This window comes from Azospirillum sp. RU38E, assembly GCF_900188385.1.
Classification (GTDB): Bacteria; Pseudomonadota; Alphaproteobacteria; order Azospirillales; family Azospirillaceae; genus Niveispirillum.
Genome location: NZ_FZOI01000002.1, coordinates 321,661 through 339,178 on the forward strand (window position 1 = coordinate 321,661; position 17,518 = coordinate 339,178).

The following is a 17,518-nucleotide window of genomic DNA, read 5'->3' on the forward strand; positions in this document are numbered from 1 at the left end:
GGCCGGCGCCATCATCAGGCATTCGCAGCAACCATGGCCGTGTCAGCGGTGAAGACATGTCCGGCCAATCGCGCCAGATCGCGTTCAATCACCGGCTTGCGCAGATGGGGGCGATCGCGCCAGCGTTCCGGCAGGCCAGTGGCCTCATATCCGCTGGTCAAAATGAAGGGGATACCCCGATCAACCAGCGCCTCGGCAACCGGAAAGACCAGGGTGCCGGAAAGGTTGACGTCAAGAATCGCCCCGTCAAATGCCCCCTCCCGCAACAGTTCCAGGGCTTGTTCAATGGTGGCGACCGGTCCGACCACGCAGAATCCCAACCCTTCCATCACTTCGGCCGCATGGATGGCGATCAGAAACTCATCCTCAACGATCAGAATATTCTTTCCCTGGCCCTGCGGCATCACGGCTTATCCCTGGCTTGCCTTGGGCACCCCTGCCCTAAAAACAATTTAAGGCGGTTGGTGTCTGATTTCGTTAAGCGTTGTGCCTTATCCCGAAAGATATAGGTTTAGGACAGCTGGCAGCCAGCCCACCCGCCGGGAGATTTGCCATCAGGTAACACCGTCCCCGGTCAAAGGTTCAGCGCCATACCGATGGAGGCGGGTGCCGTTGGGGCAAAACCGAACTGAGCATATAGAAAGCGGGCGTCGCCATCGGCGATCAGGCTGACATAGGCACCGGCCGGCGCATGGGCCCGCAGATGCGCCATCAGGGCTGCCATGATCTGCTTGCCCAGCCCCCTGCCCTGATGCGCCGGATCAACGGCGATATCGCAAATCTGGAAACAACAGGCACCATCGCCAATGATGCGACCCATGCCGACAATGTCGGCGCCATGGCGGACATGCACACCGAAATAGCTGTTGGCGAGGCCGATGCGCGCCGCCGCCACATCGCGGCGCGACATGCCGGCAATATGGCGCAGGCGGCAGCAATCCTCCGCCCCCACCACCTGCGCCACCAATTGATAGGAAACAGCCGTCAATCCTGGCCTTCCTGTTGATTGGCCGCCCGACGGAACGGGTGGGCCGGATAGACGCCGAGGATCTTCACTTCACGCGCAAAAAAATCCAACTCTTCCATGGCCAGTTTCAAAGGTCGTTCGTCGGGATGGCCTTCGACATCGGCATAGAACTGGGCGGCAACGAAGCGGCCATCCACCAGATAGCTTTCCAGCTTGGTGATATTCACCCCATTGGTGGCGAACCCCCCCAGGGCCTTATAGAGTGCGGCCGGAACCGAGCGCACGCGGAACAGCAGGCTGGTCACCGTATCGCTGCCAACGGGCGGCGTCACCGGTTCCTTGGCCAGCACCAGGAAGCGGGTGGTATTATGGGCGGCATCCTCGATGCCCTTGGCCAGAATCGTCAGCCCATAGATTTCCGCCGCCAGATCGGATGCGATGGCGGCGATACCCGGATCGTTCCACTTGGCCACGTCAGCCGCCGCCCCGGCCGTATCGGCATGGCTGACGGGGGCCAGGCCGCGTTCACGCAGATAGGTGCGGCATTGCGACAGGGCCTGGATGTGGGAGTGCACCTCCCGCAGCCCCTCCATCGTCGCCCCCTTGGGGGCCACCAGGCAATGCACCACGCGCTGGTAATGTTCGCCGATAATGTGCAGACCACCGCGCGGCAGCAGGTGGTGGATATCCGCCACCCGTCCGGCTACGGAATTTTCCACCGGGATCATCGCCAGCCTTGCGCGCCCCTCATGCACTGCCGCGAACGCGTCCTCAAAGGATGCGCAGGGCAGCGAGGTCATCTCCGGAAAGACACTGCGGCAGGCAAGGTCGGAATTGGCGCCGGGGGCACCCTGATAGGCGATGGTCGTGGCGGGCATGGCGATTAAAATCTTCTTTGCTGCGGTTGATTCTCTTAAACGGGGGCTAACATCCGGCGGGCCTTTTCCAGATCCTCGGCCGTGTCCACCCCCAGCGGCACGGTATCCACCACGGCCAGACGGATGGTCATGCCATTGGCCAGCGCCCGCAATTGCTCCAGCTTTTCCCGCTTCTCCAGCTCTGCCGGCGGCAGGCTGACGAATCGTTGCAAAGCGGCGCGGCGATAGGCGTAAAGGCCGATATGGTGGAACAGCGGCCCGTCCCCCCAGGGGGCGGTGGCGCGGGTGAAATAAAGCGCGCGGCCAGACAGGCCGCCGGGCGGCAGTTCCACAACCGCCTTCACCACATTGGGATTGGTCCGCTCCGCCGGATCGCGGATGACGACGCCCAGCGTAGCGATATCCGTCTGCGCATCGGCCAGGGGGCCGAAAACCGCCCGCACCGCCGCCGGTTCAATGGTGGGCAGGTCACCCTGCACATTGACGATGGCATCATGCTGGCCGTCAGGATCGACCTTGCACACCGCCTCCCAGATACGGTCAGACCCGGACGGATGGTCCGGGTCGGTCAGTACGGCACGGCCACCGGCCGATTCCACCGCATCGACGATGGCCTGTTCGGCAGCCGCCACCACCACGGGGCCGATACCGGCCTCTGCCGCGCGGCGCCAGACATGCACGATCATCGGCAGGCCATGAATATCGGCCAACGGCTTGTTGGGCAGCCGCGTGGAAGCGAGGCGGGCCGGGACCACCACCAGAGGATTGCCCGGCAGGGCATTTTTCGGTGCTTGCGTCATGATGATCTGTCCGTGCGACATTTGGTCCCCCGGGTCAAGGCGGAAACACCATGTGCGACCGCCTGTCCTGCGTTAAACATCGCGCATGGTTTGCCTGTCAGGCGGGCATGGACGTGCCCGCCTATTGGCGTTATTGTGCCCGCGCCCAGGGTACCCAAGGGATTAGGACTGATGGCTGGCAGCACCTTCAATAAGATTTTCATGGCGATCCTGACGGCAACGCTCGTTGCCCTGTTCGCCGGCTTCTTTTCCAAGAAGCTGATGCACCCGACTTATCCGACCGAGCGCGCCTATAAGGTGGAAGTGCAGGGTGGCTCTGCCGCGCCGACGGATGCGCCCGCCGCCCCGGCGGAACCCGATCCGGTGTCGCCGCTTCTGGCGGCTGCTGATCCGGCTGCGGGGCAGAAGCTGACTAAGGCTTGCGCGGCCTGCCACAGCTTCGAAAAGGGCGGCGCCAACAAGGTCGGCCCGAATCTGTGGGGCATTGTCGGCAACAAGCACGCCCATGCCGAAGGCTTCGCCTATTCCGATGCCATGAAGTCGCAGGAAGGTTCTTGGGATTATGAGCATCTGAACAAGTTCCTGGCCAACCCGAAGGTCGGTGTGCCGGGCACGAAGATGAACTTTGCCGGCCTGAAGAAGGTGGAAGATCGCGCAGCCGTGATCGCCTATCTGCGCACGCTGGCTGACAGCCCGGTGCCGCTGCCGTAATCGGCAAAGCGTCCGGAATATGCTAGGGAGGGGGTGGCCTAACGGCCGCCCCCTTTTTTATTTGGATATCGCCACCGGCGCGCACGCCTGTGATCTTCGGTCTGGAGTTGCCCTGATGTCTGCCATCAATCTTGCCCCCTTTGTCGAACTGGCGATCCGCTGCGCCGATGCCGCCGGGGCCGTTGCCCGCCGGCATTACCGCACGCCGGTTGCGGTGGATGTGAAGGCCGATGCCTCGCCCGTGACCATTGCCGACCGGGAGGTTGAAACCGCTATCCGCGCCATCCTGGTGCAGGAACGGCCGCAGGATGGCATCCTGGGGGAAGAGCATGGCAGCAGCCATCTCAATGCCGAATATGTCTGGGTGATCGACCCGATTGATGGCACGAAATCCTTCATCACCGGCCGGCCGCTTTTCACCACCCTGATCGCTCTGCTGCACCGGGGGGTGCCGGTGTTGGGCATCATCGACCAGCCGGTGATCGGGGACCGCTGGCTGGGTGTGAAGGGGCAGCCCACGACGCTGAACGGTCAGCCGATTCGCACCCGCCCCTGTCCCGATATCGCGCTGGCCACACAGGCAGCCACCATGCCCTTTGCCCATGCGGAGTTCCGCCTGACCGAAGCGGCCAGCCGTTACATGGTCTGGGGCGGCGATGCCTATGCCTTCGGCCTGCTGGCCGCCGGCTTCATCGACCTGATGGTGGAAGCGGGCTTACAGCCCTATGACTGGGCGGCCCTGGTTGCGGTCATCGAAGGGGCCGGCGGCGTCATCACCGATTGGGAAGGCCAGCCGCTGCGCCTGGGCACCAGCGGCAACGTTGCCGCCGCCGGTGATCCTAGCCTGCACGCCAAAGTGCTGGAAATGATCGGACGGCGGGGCTGAGAGGCCCCTTTCTAAGGCTCATTTGTCCCCCATCACCACCTTATCCCCCACCTCCCCGCGCTGCAGCCGGGCCAGATGCAGCGCGGTGGGGCCATCCTCCGGCGCATCCGCCGCCAGCGCGGCAAAGGCTTCCAAGGCTGCCGGATCGCCAGCTTCCATCAGCGCATAGGCCTGCTGGTAACGCCGAATCAGGGCTGTCTGCGCCTGGGGCAGGGAAAGCGGCTGGAACACGGCAATTGGTTCCGTCTTGCCCTTCAGCACGATCTGGCCGATGGGCCGGCGCGGAATGTTGGGGCAGCGGTCCGCCGCCACGCCGCTCATCGCCACCCGGGTGCCGAAATATTTGTTCAGCCCCTCCAGCCGGGCGGCGGTATTCACCGCATCGCCCAGGGCGGTATATTCAAACCGCGCCTCTGCGCCGAAATTCCCCACGCTGGCCGGACCCGCATGGACGCCGATGCGGGTGATGCCAAAGGCCCGACCAGCCGCGATTTCTGCCTCCAGGAAGGATTGCGCGAAGGCATCCAGTTCCAGGGCACAGGCCACGGCGCGGCTGGTGTGATCCTGTTGATCACGCGGCGCATTGAACAGGGCAAACACCGCATCGCCGATGAATTTATCCACCGTGCCGCCATGGCGGAACACGATATTCACCATCCCATCCAGATAGCGGTTCATCACATCGGACAGCGCCACCGCATCCATGCTCTCCGAAATGGTGGTGAAACCGGCAACATCGGTGAAAATATAGGAGAGGTCGCGGCGCTTCGGGTCCAGCTGCAGCTTGGAGGGATCCTTCAGGATGTCATCCAGCAAAGCCGGTGAGAGATATTTGGAAAAGGCCGCCTGGATGAATTTCTTCTGTTCCCGCTCCTGCCGGCCGGCATGAAGATCGGCCAGCCACAGGGCCAAGCCAAAACCCAATGACGGGGCGATGATCGGCACCATCATGTTGGCATGGCGGAATAACAGCAGCGCTACCAGCCAGATGCCGGCCAGCACCAGCAGCGACAGCCCCATCCGCATCCACAGCGCGACATCCAGCCGGCCCAGCAGCGTGCCGGCCAGGGCGGCGGCCAAGCTTGCCAGCAGGGCAATTCCCATCCCCTGAATGGGCGGCTGCCGCCCTTCAAGCAATTGCGCGATCATATGGGCATGGATCAACGGCCCCGGCATCGTCGCCTGCCCTGGATCGGCCGCAGCGCGGAAGGGGGTGGCGTGCCGATCCATATCGGAAAGATCAGCGCCCACCACCACGATCTTGTTCTTGAACCAGCCGGCGGGCAGCACCGGCACCGTCTGGGCGGCGAAGGTCCGGAAAGGGGCGGTGGCGCTGTCCGGGCGGCCATGCCATGCCACCGGCGTGCCCGGTTGCAGTGCCGGCTTCAGCCCCAGCTTGTCCAGCAGCGCCAGGGCCACCGGCGGGGCCTTGTCATCCGCCGGGTTCGGCTTGCCAGCATAGATGGTGCGGACAATGCCATCATAGGGGTCCTTTTCCAGATTGGCCGCCCCGCGCAGGGGGGGCGGCAGAAAATCATCCAGAAAGGCGGCCTGGGCGGCCGTCAACCCCTCCCTTTGGCTGCCATAGCTGGCCACCAGCGGAACGTGCAAACCCGCCATCACCTGTTTCAGCCGCGCATCCTTGGCCGGCTCTGTCGGTGTATCCAGCAGGATATCGAAAAAGATGGCCCGCGCGCCCTTCTGTTCCAGAGTCAGCAACAGGTCGGCCAGAAAATCCCGATCAACCGGGGAACGATAGGGAAAACGGGTCACCGTCTCCTCATTGATGGCGACGAAGACGATATCCGGCTGTTGCGGTTCTGCTGGTAACAGGGTGGCGACACGGAAATCCGCCAGCCAAGTTTCCAGCGATGCCAGAAAAGGCATGAAACGCCCCAGGGCCACGGGCACCAGCGTGGCAGCGAGTGTCAGGCCAAGGATCACCATCCAACGGCGTACCAATATTGCTGTCACTCCCGGATCTCCAGCAAGGGCGAACTGGTTAAATCACACGCACCTTACCGTCATTTGCAAATCATCTCTTCAATGCAAAAGCTGAAAAATCCTCTGATAGGCGTGGCTTGCCGGGCAGATCGGTGGCCACGGCCCCGGCTCCTCCCCTTAGCCAACAATGCCCATAAATTGTTATCAATTGTGGTTTACGCCCTTTTTGATTGTAATTTCATTCATATGAACTACCCTGAATTCGCTCTTAAATTGAGGAAAACTCAAGGGAGCGGCCTCTATCTGAAAACGGAGAACGACGATGTATTTTCATCCTGTGACGATCACTGGCATTGATAATAACTTCAAGTGCACTGCCGAATCCGCCACCCTGTCGGGAACGACGCTGACGGTCTTTGCCACCAGCTCCCCCGTGCCTCAGCCCCCGGGCAAGTACAATATCCAGGGCCCCGGTGGCATCCCTAATTTGAATGCCACGCTGGAAGTTGCGTATCCGGCGATGGCGATCTTCATCAACGTTCATGCTGCCTGAACAAAAGCGGGGACGCCAAATTTTTGGCGTCCCCGTCCGTCATTTGAGATTAGACACCTTCAGGGCAGATTGTGCTCAATCATCACCCAGGACGTTACGTCAGGCTGACTTTGTCAACTGATGGATCAACCGCTGCACACCGGACCGCAATGCTTCTGCCTGTCGGCTCAGTTCAGTCGATGACGATGTCAATTCATCTGCGGTTTGCCCGACGATGCGCGAGGCCGTGGTCACCCCGGTGACATTGCTGGCCACTGTGGCGGTCGCGGAAGCCGCGTGCCGAACGTTACGCGTAATCTCCTGCGTGGCAGCCCCCTGCTGTTCCACCGCCGCCGCAATGGTGCCAGCAATATGGTCCATGTCGCGGATCGTATGCTCAATGGCATTGATCGCATCCATGGCGCTGGCCATGCGGTTCTGCATCTCCCCCACCTGGCGCACGATATCTTCGGTGGCCCTGGCCGTCTGCTGGGCCAGTTGCTTGACCTCACCTGCCACGACGGCAAAGCCTTTGCCGGCTTCCCCGGCGCGTGCTGCCTCAATGGTTGCGTTGAGTGCCAGTAGGTTGGTCTGGCTGGCAATCTCATTGATCAGGTCAACCACCTGGTTGATGCGGGTGGCGGCGTCAGCCAGTTCCTGCATACTGCTGTCCACCGTCCCCACCTCATCCACGGCGGCGCGGGCGACCTGGGTTGACTGCACGACCTGGGCAGAAATCTCGTGAATGGCGCCGTTCAACTGCTCAGAGGCGGTGGCGACATGATTGACATTGTCGCTGGCCTGTCCGACCGCATCCCCCGCCAGGGCGGCGCGGTTGCTGGTTTCATCCGCCGTGTGCTTCATGGCGCGGGCATTGCTGTCCAGCCGCGCGGCGGCGGCGGCTACACCATCCACCATGGACCGGACATGGGCGTCCAACTCCCCGGCGATTTCCTGCAGCCGGCGGTTATGGCGTTCAGCATTTTCTTCCAGATAGGTGCTGATCACCAGATCCATATCCAGCATCACCGCCAAATTGACCGCCCGCATCACCTCTGCCAGATGCGCCGCTGTCGCATTCTGACGCCGGAAGAACGGAAACCAGCCGCGGGGCGAATGGTTGTTCAACAAGGCCGCGTAGAGGCGGGAAAGCGTCAGGGCGTAACCGCCCAGGTACCAGCGCGGCTCCAGCCCCAGGGTACTGTGAACCCGCCCGATGGCGCGCACGCTGTCAAAATAGCTGGGACCGAAATCGCCGGAAAACAGGTTCAGCCAATGTTTCAGCTGCTTCTGTTTGGCATGGTTCATCGCGCTATCGTCCCGGAACATCCGGGACATGGTGGGCCAGGCGCGAAGATCGGCATAAAAGGCATCGATGATGCCGGGCAGCACCTTGGCAATATCCGCCTTCACTCCGGCCAAAATCCCGCAGGTCGCGGTATCAATACCCAGAAAGCGTAATCTCTCTGCCCGTTCCTGCCCCTGATCCTGCATCCCCCTGCCCCCTGTTGCCAGAAATCCAGCATGGAAGCCGGACCCGATCTTCATTCTGCGTGTACACGCAATGATTTGCAGACCTTATCGTCTGGATCGGGACTGGCAATGGATTTCTCTGCCTTTAGCCATTCAATGAACAGCAGGCGGGGAAAACTGTTTGCGGATTAATTGGCGCTGGCTATCGGATCGGCGGCCAAAGCACGCTTTGAAAGGGAAATCACCTGCCTGTTTCCAATAGTATGAGTTTGTAAGCCGCGACTCAGCCGCGCCCAACATTCTCGATAAAGGCGAGCAGCGGCGCCCAATCCGCCTTGGCATCGGCAACCCGCTTGGTCTTGATGTCGAACAGGCTCAATCCTTCCGATGCCAGATCGGGATAAAGCTGGCTGTCGCGCAGCCGTGCGGCCACCTGATGGCCGATATCGGACAGGAAAAGGTCCAGCCTGTCGGCCGCCTTGGTACGGGGACGCAGCCGGTTGCCGACCACGGCGACCGGCACCTTGTTCTTGCGGATGGATTTCAGCTCATCCAGTTTCTTCAGGAAACGGGCGGTCGCCGCCTCATCAAAAGCACCCGGCAGCAGGGGCAGCACCACCAGATCGGCGATACGCACCAGTTCCTCCACCTCCTTGGGCCGCATGGCCGCCGGCACGTCGATCACCAGACGCCCCGGTTTGGCCGGCACCTCACCCAGTTCCTTTGTCCAATCCTCTCCCACAATGGGGGCAGCCGTGTCCGGCCGCCGCTTCAGCCAGCCCAGCGCCGATTTCTGCTTGTCCATCTCCGCCAGGATGGTGTGATGGCCACCCGTGGCAAAGGCCGCCGCCAGATGGGTGGAGATGGTGGTCTTGCCAACGCCCCCCTTGATGTTGCTGACAAGAACGGTAAGCATCGTTCGTTAACCCTTTGATTTTCCGTTAAATAAGCGTGGCGCCGTCGGTATTTTCCGCCGGCTCCCGCCAGAAGGGCTTGGTGTCGGCGAAACGGCGCCAATCCTCCACCACCCCGGATTCCATATCGTGCAGCCCCCTTGCATGCCAGCCGGTGACCAGCCCGGCCCCGTGCTGCCAGCCCTTGGTGGCCGGTCCAGTCGCCGTGTCCTCCAATTCCCGCATCAGCTTGGTCACCGTGGCAACATCCTGCAGATGGCCCAGCTTGTCCTGCAAACCGGAAAGATCTTCCAGGAAGCGCCGAACGGCGCGCTGATCAAACAGACTTCTAAAAAAATCAGCGGCATAGCGAAGTTTCTTCAAGGCAATTCGCAGCTCATGCCGCTCCGCCGGTTCCGCATGGGCAAAGCCGCGACCCCGCCGGCGGGCCTGCTTGTAGCGTTTGGTCAGCAGGGCACCCGCCATTTCCGATACGGGCCGCAGCAGCAGGGCGGAGCGTTCGCTGACCGGTTGGTTACGCCAGCCCCTGCCATCCACCCAGGCCGCCAGTTCCAGCAGCAGACTAGTATAGCGGGGTGACAGGATGGCGTCCCGCACGGCCTTGTAGCCGGCGGCGTGGGCATCCTGCGCCGCCTTTTCCAGCGCCACCAGGCCGGGATGACCGGGCAGTACCGCAGTGACCGGCGGCAGCAATTCGCCCAGGAACACATCCCATTCCCGCGCAGCCCCCAGGCTGCCCGCCAGCCATTTCACCCCCGGCACCAGGGTTTCCTGCTGGTCTGCCGGAATGAACGGCCGGAAAATCTGAAAACTGGAGCGCAGGCGCCGCAGGGCGACGCGCATCTGATGCACCCCCTCCGGATCTTCGCCCGCCAGGGCGGCGGCCTGATTGGCCAGCATATGGGTCAGACAATGGCGAACGACGCTTGCCAGCGCCTCCTCCACCGTCGTGTCCTTCTCCAGGGTCAGCTTGTCGGCCTTGCGGGTGGTCAGGCTGCCGCCGTCTGCCAGGGCATAGCCGCGTGCCGATTTGGTTTCCATCTCCAACCGTACCGGCAGGGCGGCATGGATGGTGCGGGCCAGATTATAGAGGGACAGCGTATCCTCACCCTCCACCAGTTCCAGTTCCAGTTCATTGATCGGCAAGCTGGCACCGGCCGGGGTGACAATCTCTCCCTGATCAATGGCCACCTCAATCCGCACGCCCGGCGCCGGGGTCAACAGGCGAACTTGACGGCGGATACGGGTTTCAAACACCGGCTCCAGCTCATCGGCGGTCAGCGGGCCCAAGGGGGCCAGCACAGCCGGATCGGGCAAGGCTGCCAGATCGGGGCGCGGGGACGTGACCGGCACCTCCCACTCCCCGCGGACCAGGGCGCCGACGCCCGGCGGCGGGGCCGATTTCAGCGTCTGCACCAGCTTCTTGCCCTGGCGGCGCACCCGCAGGGAAAGGCCATGGGCCTGCAGGCGGCGGTCGGCTGTGTCGAAATAAAGACTATCCAGCAGCTTGGCGGTCGGCTTTCCCTCATCCGGGGAGAGGACAGGCAGCTTGCGCAGCCGATCCATATCCTCTGCGGCGACGGAGAGTTTCAGTTCGATTTCGCGCGGCGACATGACAGCTCTTGGCTTTTGATTCCATCCTGAAAAGCCAACGCCAGCATGAAGATTTTCCACCGGCGCCGGGCTTTTGCGACAGAACGATGACAAGCCTATGAAACGCTGTCTATCGCAGAGCGTGAATTTTTTATGAGTCTCTGTGGAAGGGGGCCCCATTCGCCCCCGTTGAAGGTGGGGCGCTTTTATGCTTCCCTCCGCCCGCCTCCCGCGCAATCCCTTGCGCTGGCCATACCATCCGAATTGGGGAAATCCGTCATGCGCTTCCAGACCCTCGACACCATTGATGTCACCGGCAAGACCGTCCTCGTCCGCGCGGACCTGAACGTGCCCGTGGCCGACGGGCAGGTGACGGATACCACCCGCATCGACCGTCTGATCCCCACCTTGAAGGAAATCGCCGCCAAGGGCGCCAAGGTGGTGGTGATGTCGCATTTCGGCCGCCCGAAGAACGGGCCGGATACCAAGAACAGCCTGCGCCAGGTGGTATCGTCGGTGGCCGCCGCGCTGGGCGCGCCGGTCGCCTTTGCCGAGGATTGCATCGGTGAGAAGGCAGCCGCCGCCATCGCCGCCCTGCCGGCCGGCGGCGTGCTGATTCTGGAGAATACCCGCTTCCATGCGGGCGAGGAAAAGAACGATGCCGATCTGGCCAAGGCCATGGCGGCCTTGGGCGATGTTTATGTGAATGATGCCTTCTCCTCCGCCCACCGCGCCCATGCCTCCACCGAAGGCATCGCCCATCTGCTGCCCAGTGCCGCCGGCCGGCTGATGCAGGCTGAACTGGAAGCCCTGGGCAAGGCGCTGGCCGCCCCGGAACGCCCGGTGGCCGCCGTTGTCGGCGGCGCCAAGATCTCCAGCAAGCTGGAGCTGCTGCTGAACATGGTGTCCAAGGTGGACATGCTGGTGCTGGGTGGCGGCATGGCCAACACCTTCCTGTTCGCCAAGGGCGTTTCCGTTGGCAAGTCCCTGTGCGAGGTCGATATGGCCGAGCAGGCCCGCGCCATCATGGCCAAGGCCGAAGCCTCCGGCTGTGAGCTGCTTCTGCCGGTTGATGGCATGATGACCAAGGAGTTCAAGGCGGGCGCCGAACACCGGTTGGCCGATGTCACCGCCATTGCGGCGGATGAGATGATGCTGGATGTCGGGCCGAAGACGGTGGAATTCCTGGCGGTCAAGCTGCAGGGTGCCAAGACCCTGGTCTGGAACGGGCCGATGGGTGCGTTCGAGATTCAGCCGTTTGACAGCGGCACCAACGCCGTTGCCGGTCTGGTTGCCGGCCTGACCCAGCAGGGTCGCTTGCTCTCCGTCGCCGGTGGTGGCGATACGGTGGCGGCCCTGGAACATGCCGGTGTGGCGGCCCAGTTCTCCTATGTCTCCACGGCCGGCGGTGCTTTCCTGGAATGGCTGGAAGGCAAGACCCTGCCGGGCGTCGCGGCGCTGGAAAAGCACGCCTGATATCGTTTGGCCGGCGGTTCCTGACCGCCGGCCTCACACCCCGCCGGGTTTGGGGCCGCTATAGCTGCCAGCGATCAGGCCCAGCAGGTTTTCCATCGGGATGGCGGGGCTGTCGGCGGCCGGCAGCATCCCGTCCACCAGCCCCCAGGACCGCGCCGGCTGCATCAGGGCACCATCCTTAGACAGGATATGCAGCGGCACGTGATGGCCGGCTGCCGTCGGATCAGCGATCCAGCCCAGGGCCGGATGATCCCCCAGCATCAAAACCAACGCATCATCCGGCAGTGACCGCGCCAGCCAATCCCCGGCCGCCCGCAGGCTGTAATCAATGGACTGGGCATAGGCGCCCGCCATGCCGCCGTAATCCGGGCGATCCGGCGGGCCATAGGTACTGCCATCCGCCAGCCCCTCCGCCCCGTCCCGCCAGGGCGGCAGCGGCGTCCAGGGGGCGTGGCTGCTGGTCAGTACCAGTTCCAAATATGTTGGACCGGCGGCAAAGGGCCGGGTCGCATCCAGTGCCGCGAACAGCGCCTGATCCGGCATCGGCGACCAGCCATAGCGCGGCCCCTGATAGCCCAGGGCCCCGGCATTCAACACCCGGTCAAAACCCCATAGCGTGCCCTCTGGCCAGGGTCCGGACAGGCCGGGCATAATAGCCTGGGTGTGCCAACCGGCCTGTTGCAGGGCCGCGACCAGACCGACATGCCCCGCCGCCAGCACCAGCACCTGCTGTGCCGGCTGTTCCTGGCGGATGCCGGCACGCAAGGTGCCATGGGCCAGCCAGCTGCGCCCGCCCAGCACCGGGCTGTCCACCAGCCCGGACAGCATGTGAAAGCCCTTGGCCGTCAGCCTCTGTTCCAGCAAGGCCAGCCGGTTGGAGACAAGGGGGCCATGGCGCGGGTCGGTCAAGGCTGAAAGCCCATAGGATTCGACCCAGATCAGCACCAGCGGCCGCCCCCTCAGCAACGCGAACCGCTGTGCTGCCGGGATATCGGCCACCGGATCCTGCGTCAGGGCAGCGGCCAGGGCCTGTTGCATCCGCCGCCCCTCTGCCACCCGCTCCCTCTGGTCAATGATCGCGGCGACACTGCCCTGGCTGAAGGGCTGCGCACCGGGCAGGCCACACAGGGACAATAAGGGCAGCCCCAGCGCCAACACCCCAGCCAGCCATCGCCCCTCCACCGTCGCCAGCGGGCGCACCATGCGGCGATAGGCGAGGGAGATCAGCCCGATCAACCCAAGCAGGATGAGGCAGAGCAGGAGGGCCAGCGGTATCGGCCCCACGCTGCCCGCCAGCACACCCCAGAGGGCCGGCAGCAAGACCGGATCGAACAGCGGCTGCAGGGGCCGCCACGCCGCCAGTTGCGCCCCCAGATCGGCCAGCCGCAACAGCACAAAGGGCAAGGTCAACAAGGAGAGGAAGAGAATAACGCCAAAGCCCGGCGGCCCCACCCGCCGGGCCCATAGCGCCAGCAACCCCAGCACCAGGCCCAATTCCGGTGCCAGCGCCAGATGCGCAGGTGCCCAAAGGCGGCCGGGATCGCCCGGCAGACCCAGCAGCAGGCTGAGCAGCAGCAGCGGCACCATGATGGACAGAAAGGGTCGGAAAAGGCGTTGGATCATCATGCCGCTGAAAAATAGGGCGGAGCATCGCTGCCGGCCAGACTGGTGGAGCGGCGAGATTTCACCGGGCAGGAGGACAGGCCCGCCGGCGGTGATCAGCCATAAGCGTGCAGTCGCGCCCCATTGACCCGCAGCCATTCCCGCGGCCCCTCAACTGCCGGTGTCAGGCTGGCGCAGAGTTCCCAGAAGCGGGGGGAGTGGTTCATTTCTTTCAGATGCGCCACCTCATGCGCCACCACATAATCGAACACTGCGTCGGGTGCCAGGATCAGCCGCCAGCAGAAGGATAGCCGGCCACTGGCCGAACAACTGCCCCAGCGTGATCTTGTATCACGCACCGACACACCCGTGACCTTGGCACCCAGCGCGGCCGCCTTCAGCCGCGCCCGCGCCGCCAGTTGCCGGCGTGCCTCCGCTTTCAGGAAATCGGTCACACGCCGGTTCAAAAACGCAAGCTCGCCCCCCACCACAAGCAAAGGCTGCCCCGCCTCCACCATCAGCCGGGGGGCCAGCCGCTGACCGGCCAGGTGACGGATGCGATAATCCACCCCCAGAATCGGCACCAGCGCGCCATCCTGAAAGGTGAAACGGGGTGGTACGGCGGACAGGCGTTGTTGCAGCCATTCCAGATGGCGCCCGATGAAGCGCTGAATATCGGCATCGGACACTTGCGGCGGGGTGGAGACACGCACGACATTGCGCACCGAATCCACCCGCATCGACAGGCGGCGGGAACGGGCGGAGACCCGCACCTCCACCGGTACCGGCACCGCCGCCAGCGCCATCAGGCGCGGGGTGGAGACGACAGGCGCCCGGCGGCGCGCCGCCGGCTTGGCGGCTGCGGGTGTCTTGGAACGGGTGGGGCGGAGAAAGGAGAACATTGCAGGTCCGGTCAGGGCAGCATCCGCCTACCCTACCTGAACCGGCCGTCACCGCAAATGTCACGATGATGAAGCCTGATCACAGGCTGCTGGCCCTGCCCGGATCATTCATGGCCAGCGTGACAGCGTAAAAGAAAAACCCCCGCAGCTGGATGCGCCTGCGGGGGTTCTCCGATCAAAGGATCATTCCGCGTCGATGTCGCTAAGAATGATCAGGGTTTAAGCTGCGATAATCAGGTAATCGCGTAATATTGCTGCGGTGGAGTCATGCGTTAAAGCACCCTCCCTGGTTACGGATCGCAGTTGTTTGCCTGTTTTCCCTTAGGCCGCCCGCTGCGATATGGGCGTTTCGTTTATCAAACTGCCCTCCATGTCTTTGTTACGGTTTTATGGTGCCCCCGTTCCGGAAGGTCGTCAAGGGTCATTTATTGGAAAATGCGCAAACCTGACCGAAAGATGTAAAAATCTTCGAAAGCGCTTTCCATCGTCGACAGTTCAGGGACAAAAAGACCATAAAAAACACCGCGATAGCGGGGCTATCGCGGTGTTTTTCTGACACGCGCCGCCACCCGTCAGGTGGCTGATATAAGGATACCTCAGGCGGCCACAGTCTTGGTCCGGCTGGACCGCACTGCATCGTTTTGCAAGATGAACTGACGCACACGCGGTTCGATCTCTTCCCGCCATTTACGGCCGTTGAAGATGCCGTAATGGCCTACGCTTTTCTGCATATGGTTCAGCTTCTTGCTTTCCGGCAGGCCGGAGCAGAGCCGGTGGGCGGCAATTGTCTGGCCGGGGGCGGAGATATCGTCCAACTCCCCTTCCACGGTGAACAGGGCCGTCTTTTCAATGGCGGACGGGTCCACCGTCATGCCACGCCACTTCATCCGGCCGGTCGGCAGGGCCCGTTCCTGGAACACCTGATTGACCGTCTGCAGGTAGAATTCCGAGGTCAGATCCATCACCGACAGATATTCATCATAGAATTTGCGATGGGCTTCGGCACTTTCACCATCACCACGCACCAGATGGCGGAACAGCTTCAGATGTTCACCAACATGCCGGTCCAGATTCATGGACATGAAGCCAGTCAACTGCACAAAGCCCGGATAAACCTGCCGCAGCGCCCCCGGATAATAGAGCGGTACCGTGGTGATGACATTGCGTTCGAACCAGCTGATATCTTTATCTTCGGCCAGCTTGGTCACCACGGTTGGGGCGGCGGCGGTATCGATCGGGCCCCCCATCAGGGTCATGCTGGCCGGCTGGCAGGCATCATCCAGCTGGGCCATCAGCGCCACGGCGGCCAGCGTCGGCACCGCCGGCTGACAGACGGCCATGACATGCGTGTTGGGGCCCAGGTGACGGATGAAATCCATCACATAGTCGATATAATCTTCCAGATCGAAGCGGCCCCGTGCCAGCGGCACCAGCTTGGCGTCGTGCCAGTCGGTGATATAGACATCGTGATGCGGCAACAGGGCCGCCACCGTGCCGCGCAGCAGCGTGGCATAGTGGCCCGACATCGGTGCCACCAGCAGCAGCTTTGGGTCGTCATGCGGGACGGCACGGGCGAAATTCACCAGATTGCCGAACGGCTTTTCCAGCACTACCTTTTCGGTCACCGCCACATCGCGGCCATTGACGCGGGTGGTGGGCAGGCCGAATTCTGGCTTGCCCCAACGGCGGGTGGTCCGCTCAATCAGTTCAGCCCCGGCTGCCACAGCGCGGCCAACCTTGGTGTAAGAGGCCGGAACGAAAGGATTCTGCAAGGTCTGCTGTGTGGCCTCCGCCAACAGGCGCAGCGGTGTCAGGGCAGCATGATGCATGTCGTACAGATGATAGAGCACTTAAAAGCCCCTTTCTCGAACTGGGCGCAATCAACAACCCGCCGCGACCCTCTCCAGGGCAATCACGCGGCCACCAGACCCTTGGCGTCCCGCAATGTGGCACCCTGTCACAGCTCAACACAAAGGTATTCGCTGTAGATCAGGATGCAACAGTTTAATGACTTAAGAGTTAACGCTATCGCCTAGGGTTTGAGCGATGTTCAGGCGGTGTCCCCTGCCTTTTCCTTGTTCAATAAAGATGTTCCAAACACTTGTCCTGATTGGTGAACCAGCATTCGCCTTTGATTTAGGCGATGTCATGCACCTCCACCCCGGAATCGGCGTGACGTGCGATAATTTCACATGCCTGCCTTTCGCGTACCTCATCCCGCAGATTGACCCAGAGCAGCATTCCCCCGCCTTCCAGATGCGATGTGAGCGCCGCATTGCGCTTATTCCCAATCCAGCGCGCCAACAGGGCGCCCAGCCCGCCGCCGGCACCGCCGGCCGCGATGGCGGCCGCCGCAGCAGCCAGGGCGGTGCCACCGGTGGCCACCACCACCCCCGTTGCCGCCACCGCGGCGATATAAGCCGGCACGCCGATGGCTGCCCCCTGGGCATTGCCAATCTCCTCCGGTGCCACCACCGCCCGGCGGGCATTGTCTGGCGCATTATGGGCAATGTCACCCAGATCGCCCCGTCGCGTCACCCGCCGCAGAACCGACTCGTCATTGGCCATCAGGCTGAGGTCGTGGGGAAAGAAGCCGGCCATCGACAATTCATCGATGGCTTTCTGCAAACGGTCTTCACTGCTGAACAGCCCCACCGCTTCCTGCATGGATCCCTGTTGTGGCACGGCGGCGGGGGTATCCGCCATATGATGCGTGGGATGATGCCCGGCCGCGTGGCCGGGCGGCTGGGTAATGTCGCGGAACGGCTTGTCGCTCATGGTCGCTTCCTCCATTCGGGTCAGGCGCTGTCAAGGCAACGTCCGGGCCGGTACAAAGGTTG

16 protein-coding genes are annotated in these 17,518 nt (G+C 62.8%); 4 read left to right on the forward strand and 12 right to left on the reverse strand.

Annotated elements, in window-relative coordinates:
- Positions 1–14: 14 nt before the first annotated feature.
- From CHB97_RS06655 to CHB97_RS06670, 4 genes are all read right to left on the reverse strand, one after another.
- Positions 15–404, reverse strand: coding sequence for a response regulator (locus CHB97_RS06655; RefSeq protein ID WP_089287171.1), 390 nt, complete (start codon positions 402–404; stop codon positions 15–17).
- A 170-nt stretch (positions 405–574) separates the two neighbouring features.
- Positions 575–988: a GNAT family N-acetyltransferase gene (locus CHB97_RS06660; RefSeq protein ID WP_200819846.1), complete on the reverse strand. Its 414-nt coding sequence runs from the start codon at positions 986–988 to the stop codon at positions 575–577.
- Positions 985–1,845, reverse strand: coding sequence for a prephenate dehydratase (locus CHB97_RS06665; protein ID WP_089287172.1), 861 nt, complete (start codon positions 1,843–1,845; stop codon positions 985–987). Before CHB97_RS06665 ends, CHB97_RS06660 begins: the two co-directional genes overlap by 4 nt.
- 35 nt (positions 1,846–1,880) lie before the next feature.
- The gene (locus CHB97_RS06670) at positions 1,881–2,645 is read right to left on the reverse strand and encodes a 3-deoxy-manno-octulosonate cytidylyltransferase (protein WP_089287317.1); all 765 of its coding nucleotides are present in this window, start codon (positions 2,643–2,645) and stop codon (positions 1,881–1,883) included.
- A gap of 171 nt (positions 2,646–2,816) precedes the next feature.
- Between CHB97_RS06670 and CHB97_RS06675 the strand changes: the two genes are divergently transcribed.
- Positions 2,817–3,356, forward strand: a complete 540-nt coding sequence (locus tag CHB97_RS06675) for a cytochrome c family protein (RefSeq protein WP_089287173.1) — start codon at positions 2,817–2,819, stop codon at positions 3,354–3,356.
- A 115-nt stretch (positions 3,357–3,471) separates the two neighbouring features.
- The gene (locus tag CHB97_RS06680; RefSeq protein WP_089287174.1) at positions 3,472–4,242 is read left to right on the forward strand and encodes an inositol monophosphatase family protein; all 771 of its coding nucleotides are present in this window, start codon (positions 3,472–3,474) and stop codon (positions 4,240–4,242) included.
- An 18-nt stretch (positions 4,243–4,260) separates the two neighbouring features.
- Here CHB97_RS06680 and CHB97_RS06685 read toward each other — a convergent pair whose 3' ends face one another.
- Positions 4,261–6,189 carry an adenylate/guanylate cyclase domain-containing protein gene (locus CHB97_RS06685; RefSeq protein ID WP_089287175.1) on the reverse strand — a complete coding sequence of 643 codons (1,929 nt, stop codon included), beginning with the start codon at positions 6,187–6,189 and terminating at the stop codon, positions 4,261–4,263.
- 319 nt (positions 6,190–6,508) lie between these two features.
- Between CHB97_RS06685 and CHB97_RS06690 the strand changes: the two genes are divergently transcribed.
- On the forward strand, positions 6,509–6,739 hold the full coding sequence (locus tag CHB97_RS06690) for a hypothetical protein (protein WP_089287176.1): 231 nt from the start codon (positions 6,509–6,511) through the stop codon (positions 6,737–6,739).
- 99 nt (positions 6,740–6,838) lie between these two features.
- On the opposite strand, the gene CHB97_RS06695 is transcribed toward CHB97_RS06690, so the two are convergent.
- The 3 genes from CHB97_RS06695 to CHB97_RS06705 form a co-directional block, all read right to left on the reverse strand.
- Positions 6,839–8,212: a globin-coupled sensor protein gene (locus tag CHB97_RS06695; protein WP_160105623.1), complete on the reverse strand. Its 1,374-nt coding sequence runs from the start codon at positions 8,210–8,212 to the stop codon at positions 6,839–6,841.
- 262 nt (positions 8,213–8,474) lie between these two features.
- Positions 8,475–9,107, reverse strand: coding sequence for a ParA family protein (locus tag CHB97_RS06700; RefSeq protein ID WP_089287178.1), 633 nt, complete (start codon positions 9,105–9,107; stop codon positions 8,475–8,477).
- 25 nt (positions 9,108–9,132) lie between these two features.
- On the reverse strand, positions 9,133–10,719 hold the full coding sequence (locus CHB97_RS06705) for a CYTH and CHAD domain-containing protein (RefSeq protein WP_089287179.1): 1,587 nt from the start codon (positions 10,717–10,719) through the stop codon (positions 9,133–9,135).
- Between the two features lie 258 nt (positions 10,720–10,977).
- Between CHB97_RS06705 and pgk the strand changes: the two genes are divergently transcribed.
- Positions 10,978–12,174, forward strand: a complete 1,197-nt coding sequence (pgk, locus tag CHB97_RS06710) for a phosphoglycerate kinase (RefSeq protein ID WP_089287180.1) — start codon at positions 10,978–10,980, stop codon at positions 12,172–12,174.
- A 33-nt stretch (positions 12,175–12,207) separates the two neighbouring features.
- On the opposite strand, the gene CHB97_RS06715 is transcribed toward pgk, so the two are convergent.
- The 4 genes from CHB97_RS06715 to CHB97_RS06730 form a co-directional block, all read right to left on the reverse strand.
- On the reverse strand, positions 12,208–13,800 hold the full coding sequence (locus tag CHB97_RS06715; protein ID WP_089287181.1) for a sulfatase-like hydrolase/transferase: 1,593 nt from the start codon (positions 13,798–13,800) through the stop codon (positions 12,208–12,210).
- A 92-nt stretch (positions 13,801–13,892) separates the two neighbouring features.
- Positions 13,893–14,678, reverse strand: coding sequence for a M48 family metallopeptidase (locus CHB97_RS06720; protein WP_089287182.1), 786 nt, complete (start codon positions 14,676–14,678; stop codon positions 13,893–13,895).
- A 596-nt stretch (positions 14,679–15,274) separates the two neighbouring features.
- On the reverse strand, positions 15,275–16,528 hold the full coding sequence (locus tag CHB97_RS06725) for a polyhydroxyalkanoate depolymerase (RefSeq protein WP_089287183.1): 1,254 nt from the start codon (positions 16,526–16,528) through the stop codon (positions 15,275–15,277).
- A 286-nt stretch (positions 16,529–16,814) separates the two neighbouring features.
- Positions 16,815–17,456, reverse strand: coding sequence for a hypothetical protein (locus CHB97_RS06730; protein WP_244559435.1), 642 nt, complete (start codon positions 17,454–17,456; stop codon positions 16,815–16,817).
- Positions 17,457–17,518: the final 62 nt, after the last annotated feature.

What these genes read in the sequence shown, in the direction of transcription:
- CHB97_RS06670 (WP_089287317.1), bottom strand. Translation starts at nt 2,645, where the DNA reads ATGACGCAAGCACCGAAAAATGCCCTGCCGGGCAATCCTCTGGTGGTG.
- CHB97_RS06695 (WP_160105623.1), bottom strand. Translation starts at nt 8,212, where the DNA reads ATGCAGGATCAGGGGCAGGAACGGGCAGAGAGATTACGCTTTCTGGGT.
- CHB97_RS06720 (WP_089287182.1), bottom strand. Translation starts at nt 14,678, where the DNA reads ATGTTCTCCTTTCTCCGCCCCACCCGTTCCAAGACACCCGCAGCCGCC.
- pgk (WP_089287180.1), top strand. Translation starts at nt 10,978, where the DNA reads ATGCGCTTCCAGACCCTCGACACCATTGATGTCACCGGCAAGACCGTC.
- CHB97_RS06665 (WP_089287172.1), bottom strand. Translation starts at nt 1,845, where the DNA reads ATGCCCGCCACGACCATCGCCTATCAGGGTGCCCCCGGCGCCAATTCC.
- CHB97_RS06680 (WP_089287174.1), top strand. Translation starts at nt 3,472, where the DNA reads ATGTCTGCCATCAATCTTGCCCCCTTTGTCGAACTGGCGATCCGCTGC.
- CHB97_RS06655 (WP_089287171.1), bottom strand. Translation starts at nt 404, where the DNA reads ATGCCGCAGGGCCAGGGAAAGAATATTCTGATCGTTGAGGATGAGTTT.
- CHB97_RS06700 (WP_089287178.1), bottom strand. Translation starts at nt 9,107, where the DNA reads ATGCTTACCGTTCTTGTCAGCAACATCAAGGGGGGCGTTGGCAAGACC.
- CHB97_RS06705 (WP_089287179.1), bottom strand. Translation starts at nt 10,719, where the DNA reads ATGTCGCCGCGCGAAATCGAACTGAAACTCTCCGTCGCCGCAGAGGAT.
- CHB97_RS06690 (WP_089287176.1), top strand. Translation starts at nt 6,509, where the DNA reads ATGTATTTTCATCCTGTGACGATCACTGGCATTGATAATAACTTCAAG.
- CHB97_RS06730 (WP_244559435.1), bottom strand. Translation starts at nt 17,456, where the DNA reads ATGAGCGACAAGCCGTTCCGCGACATTACCCAGCCGCCCGGCCACGCG.
- CHB97_RS06685 (WP_089287175.1), bottom strand. Translation starts at nt 6,189, where the DNA reads ATGGTGATCCTTGGCCTGACACTCGCTGCCACGCTGGTGCCCGTGGCC.
- CHB97_RS06675 (WP_089287173.1), top strand. Translation starts at nt 2,817, where the DNA reads ATGGCTGGCAGCACCTTCAATAAGATTTTCATGGCGATCCTGACGGCA.
- CHB97_RS06715 (WP_089287181.1), bottom strand. Translation starts at nt 13,800, where the DNA reads ATGATGATCCAACGCCTTTTCCGACCCTTTCTGTCCATCATGGTGCCG.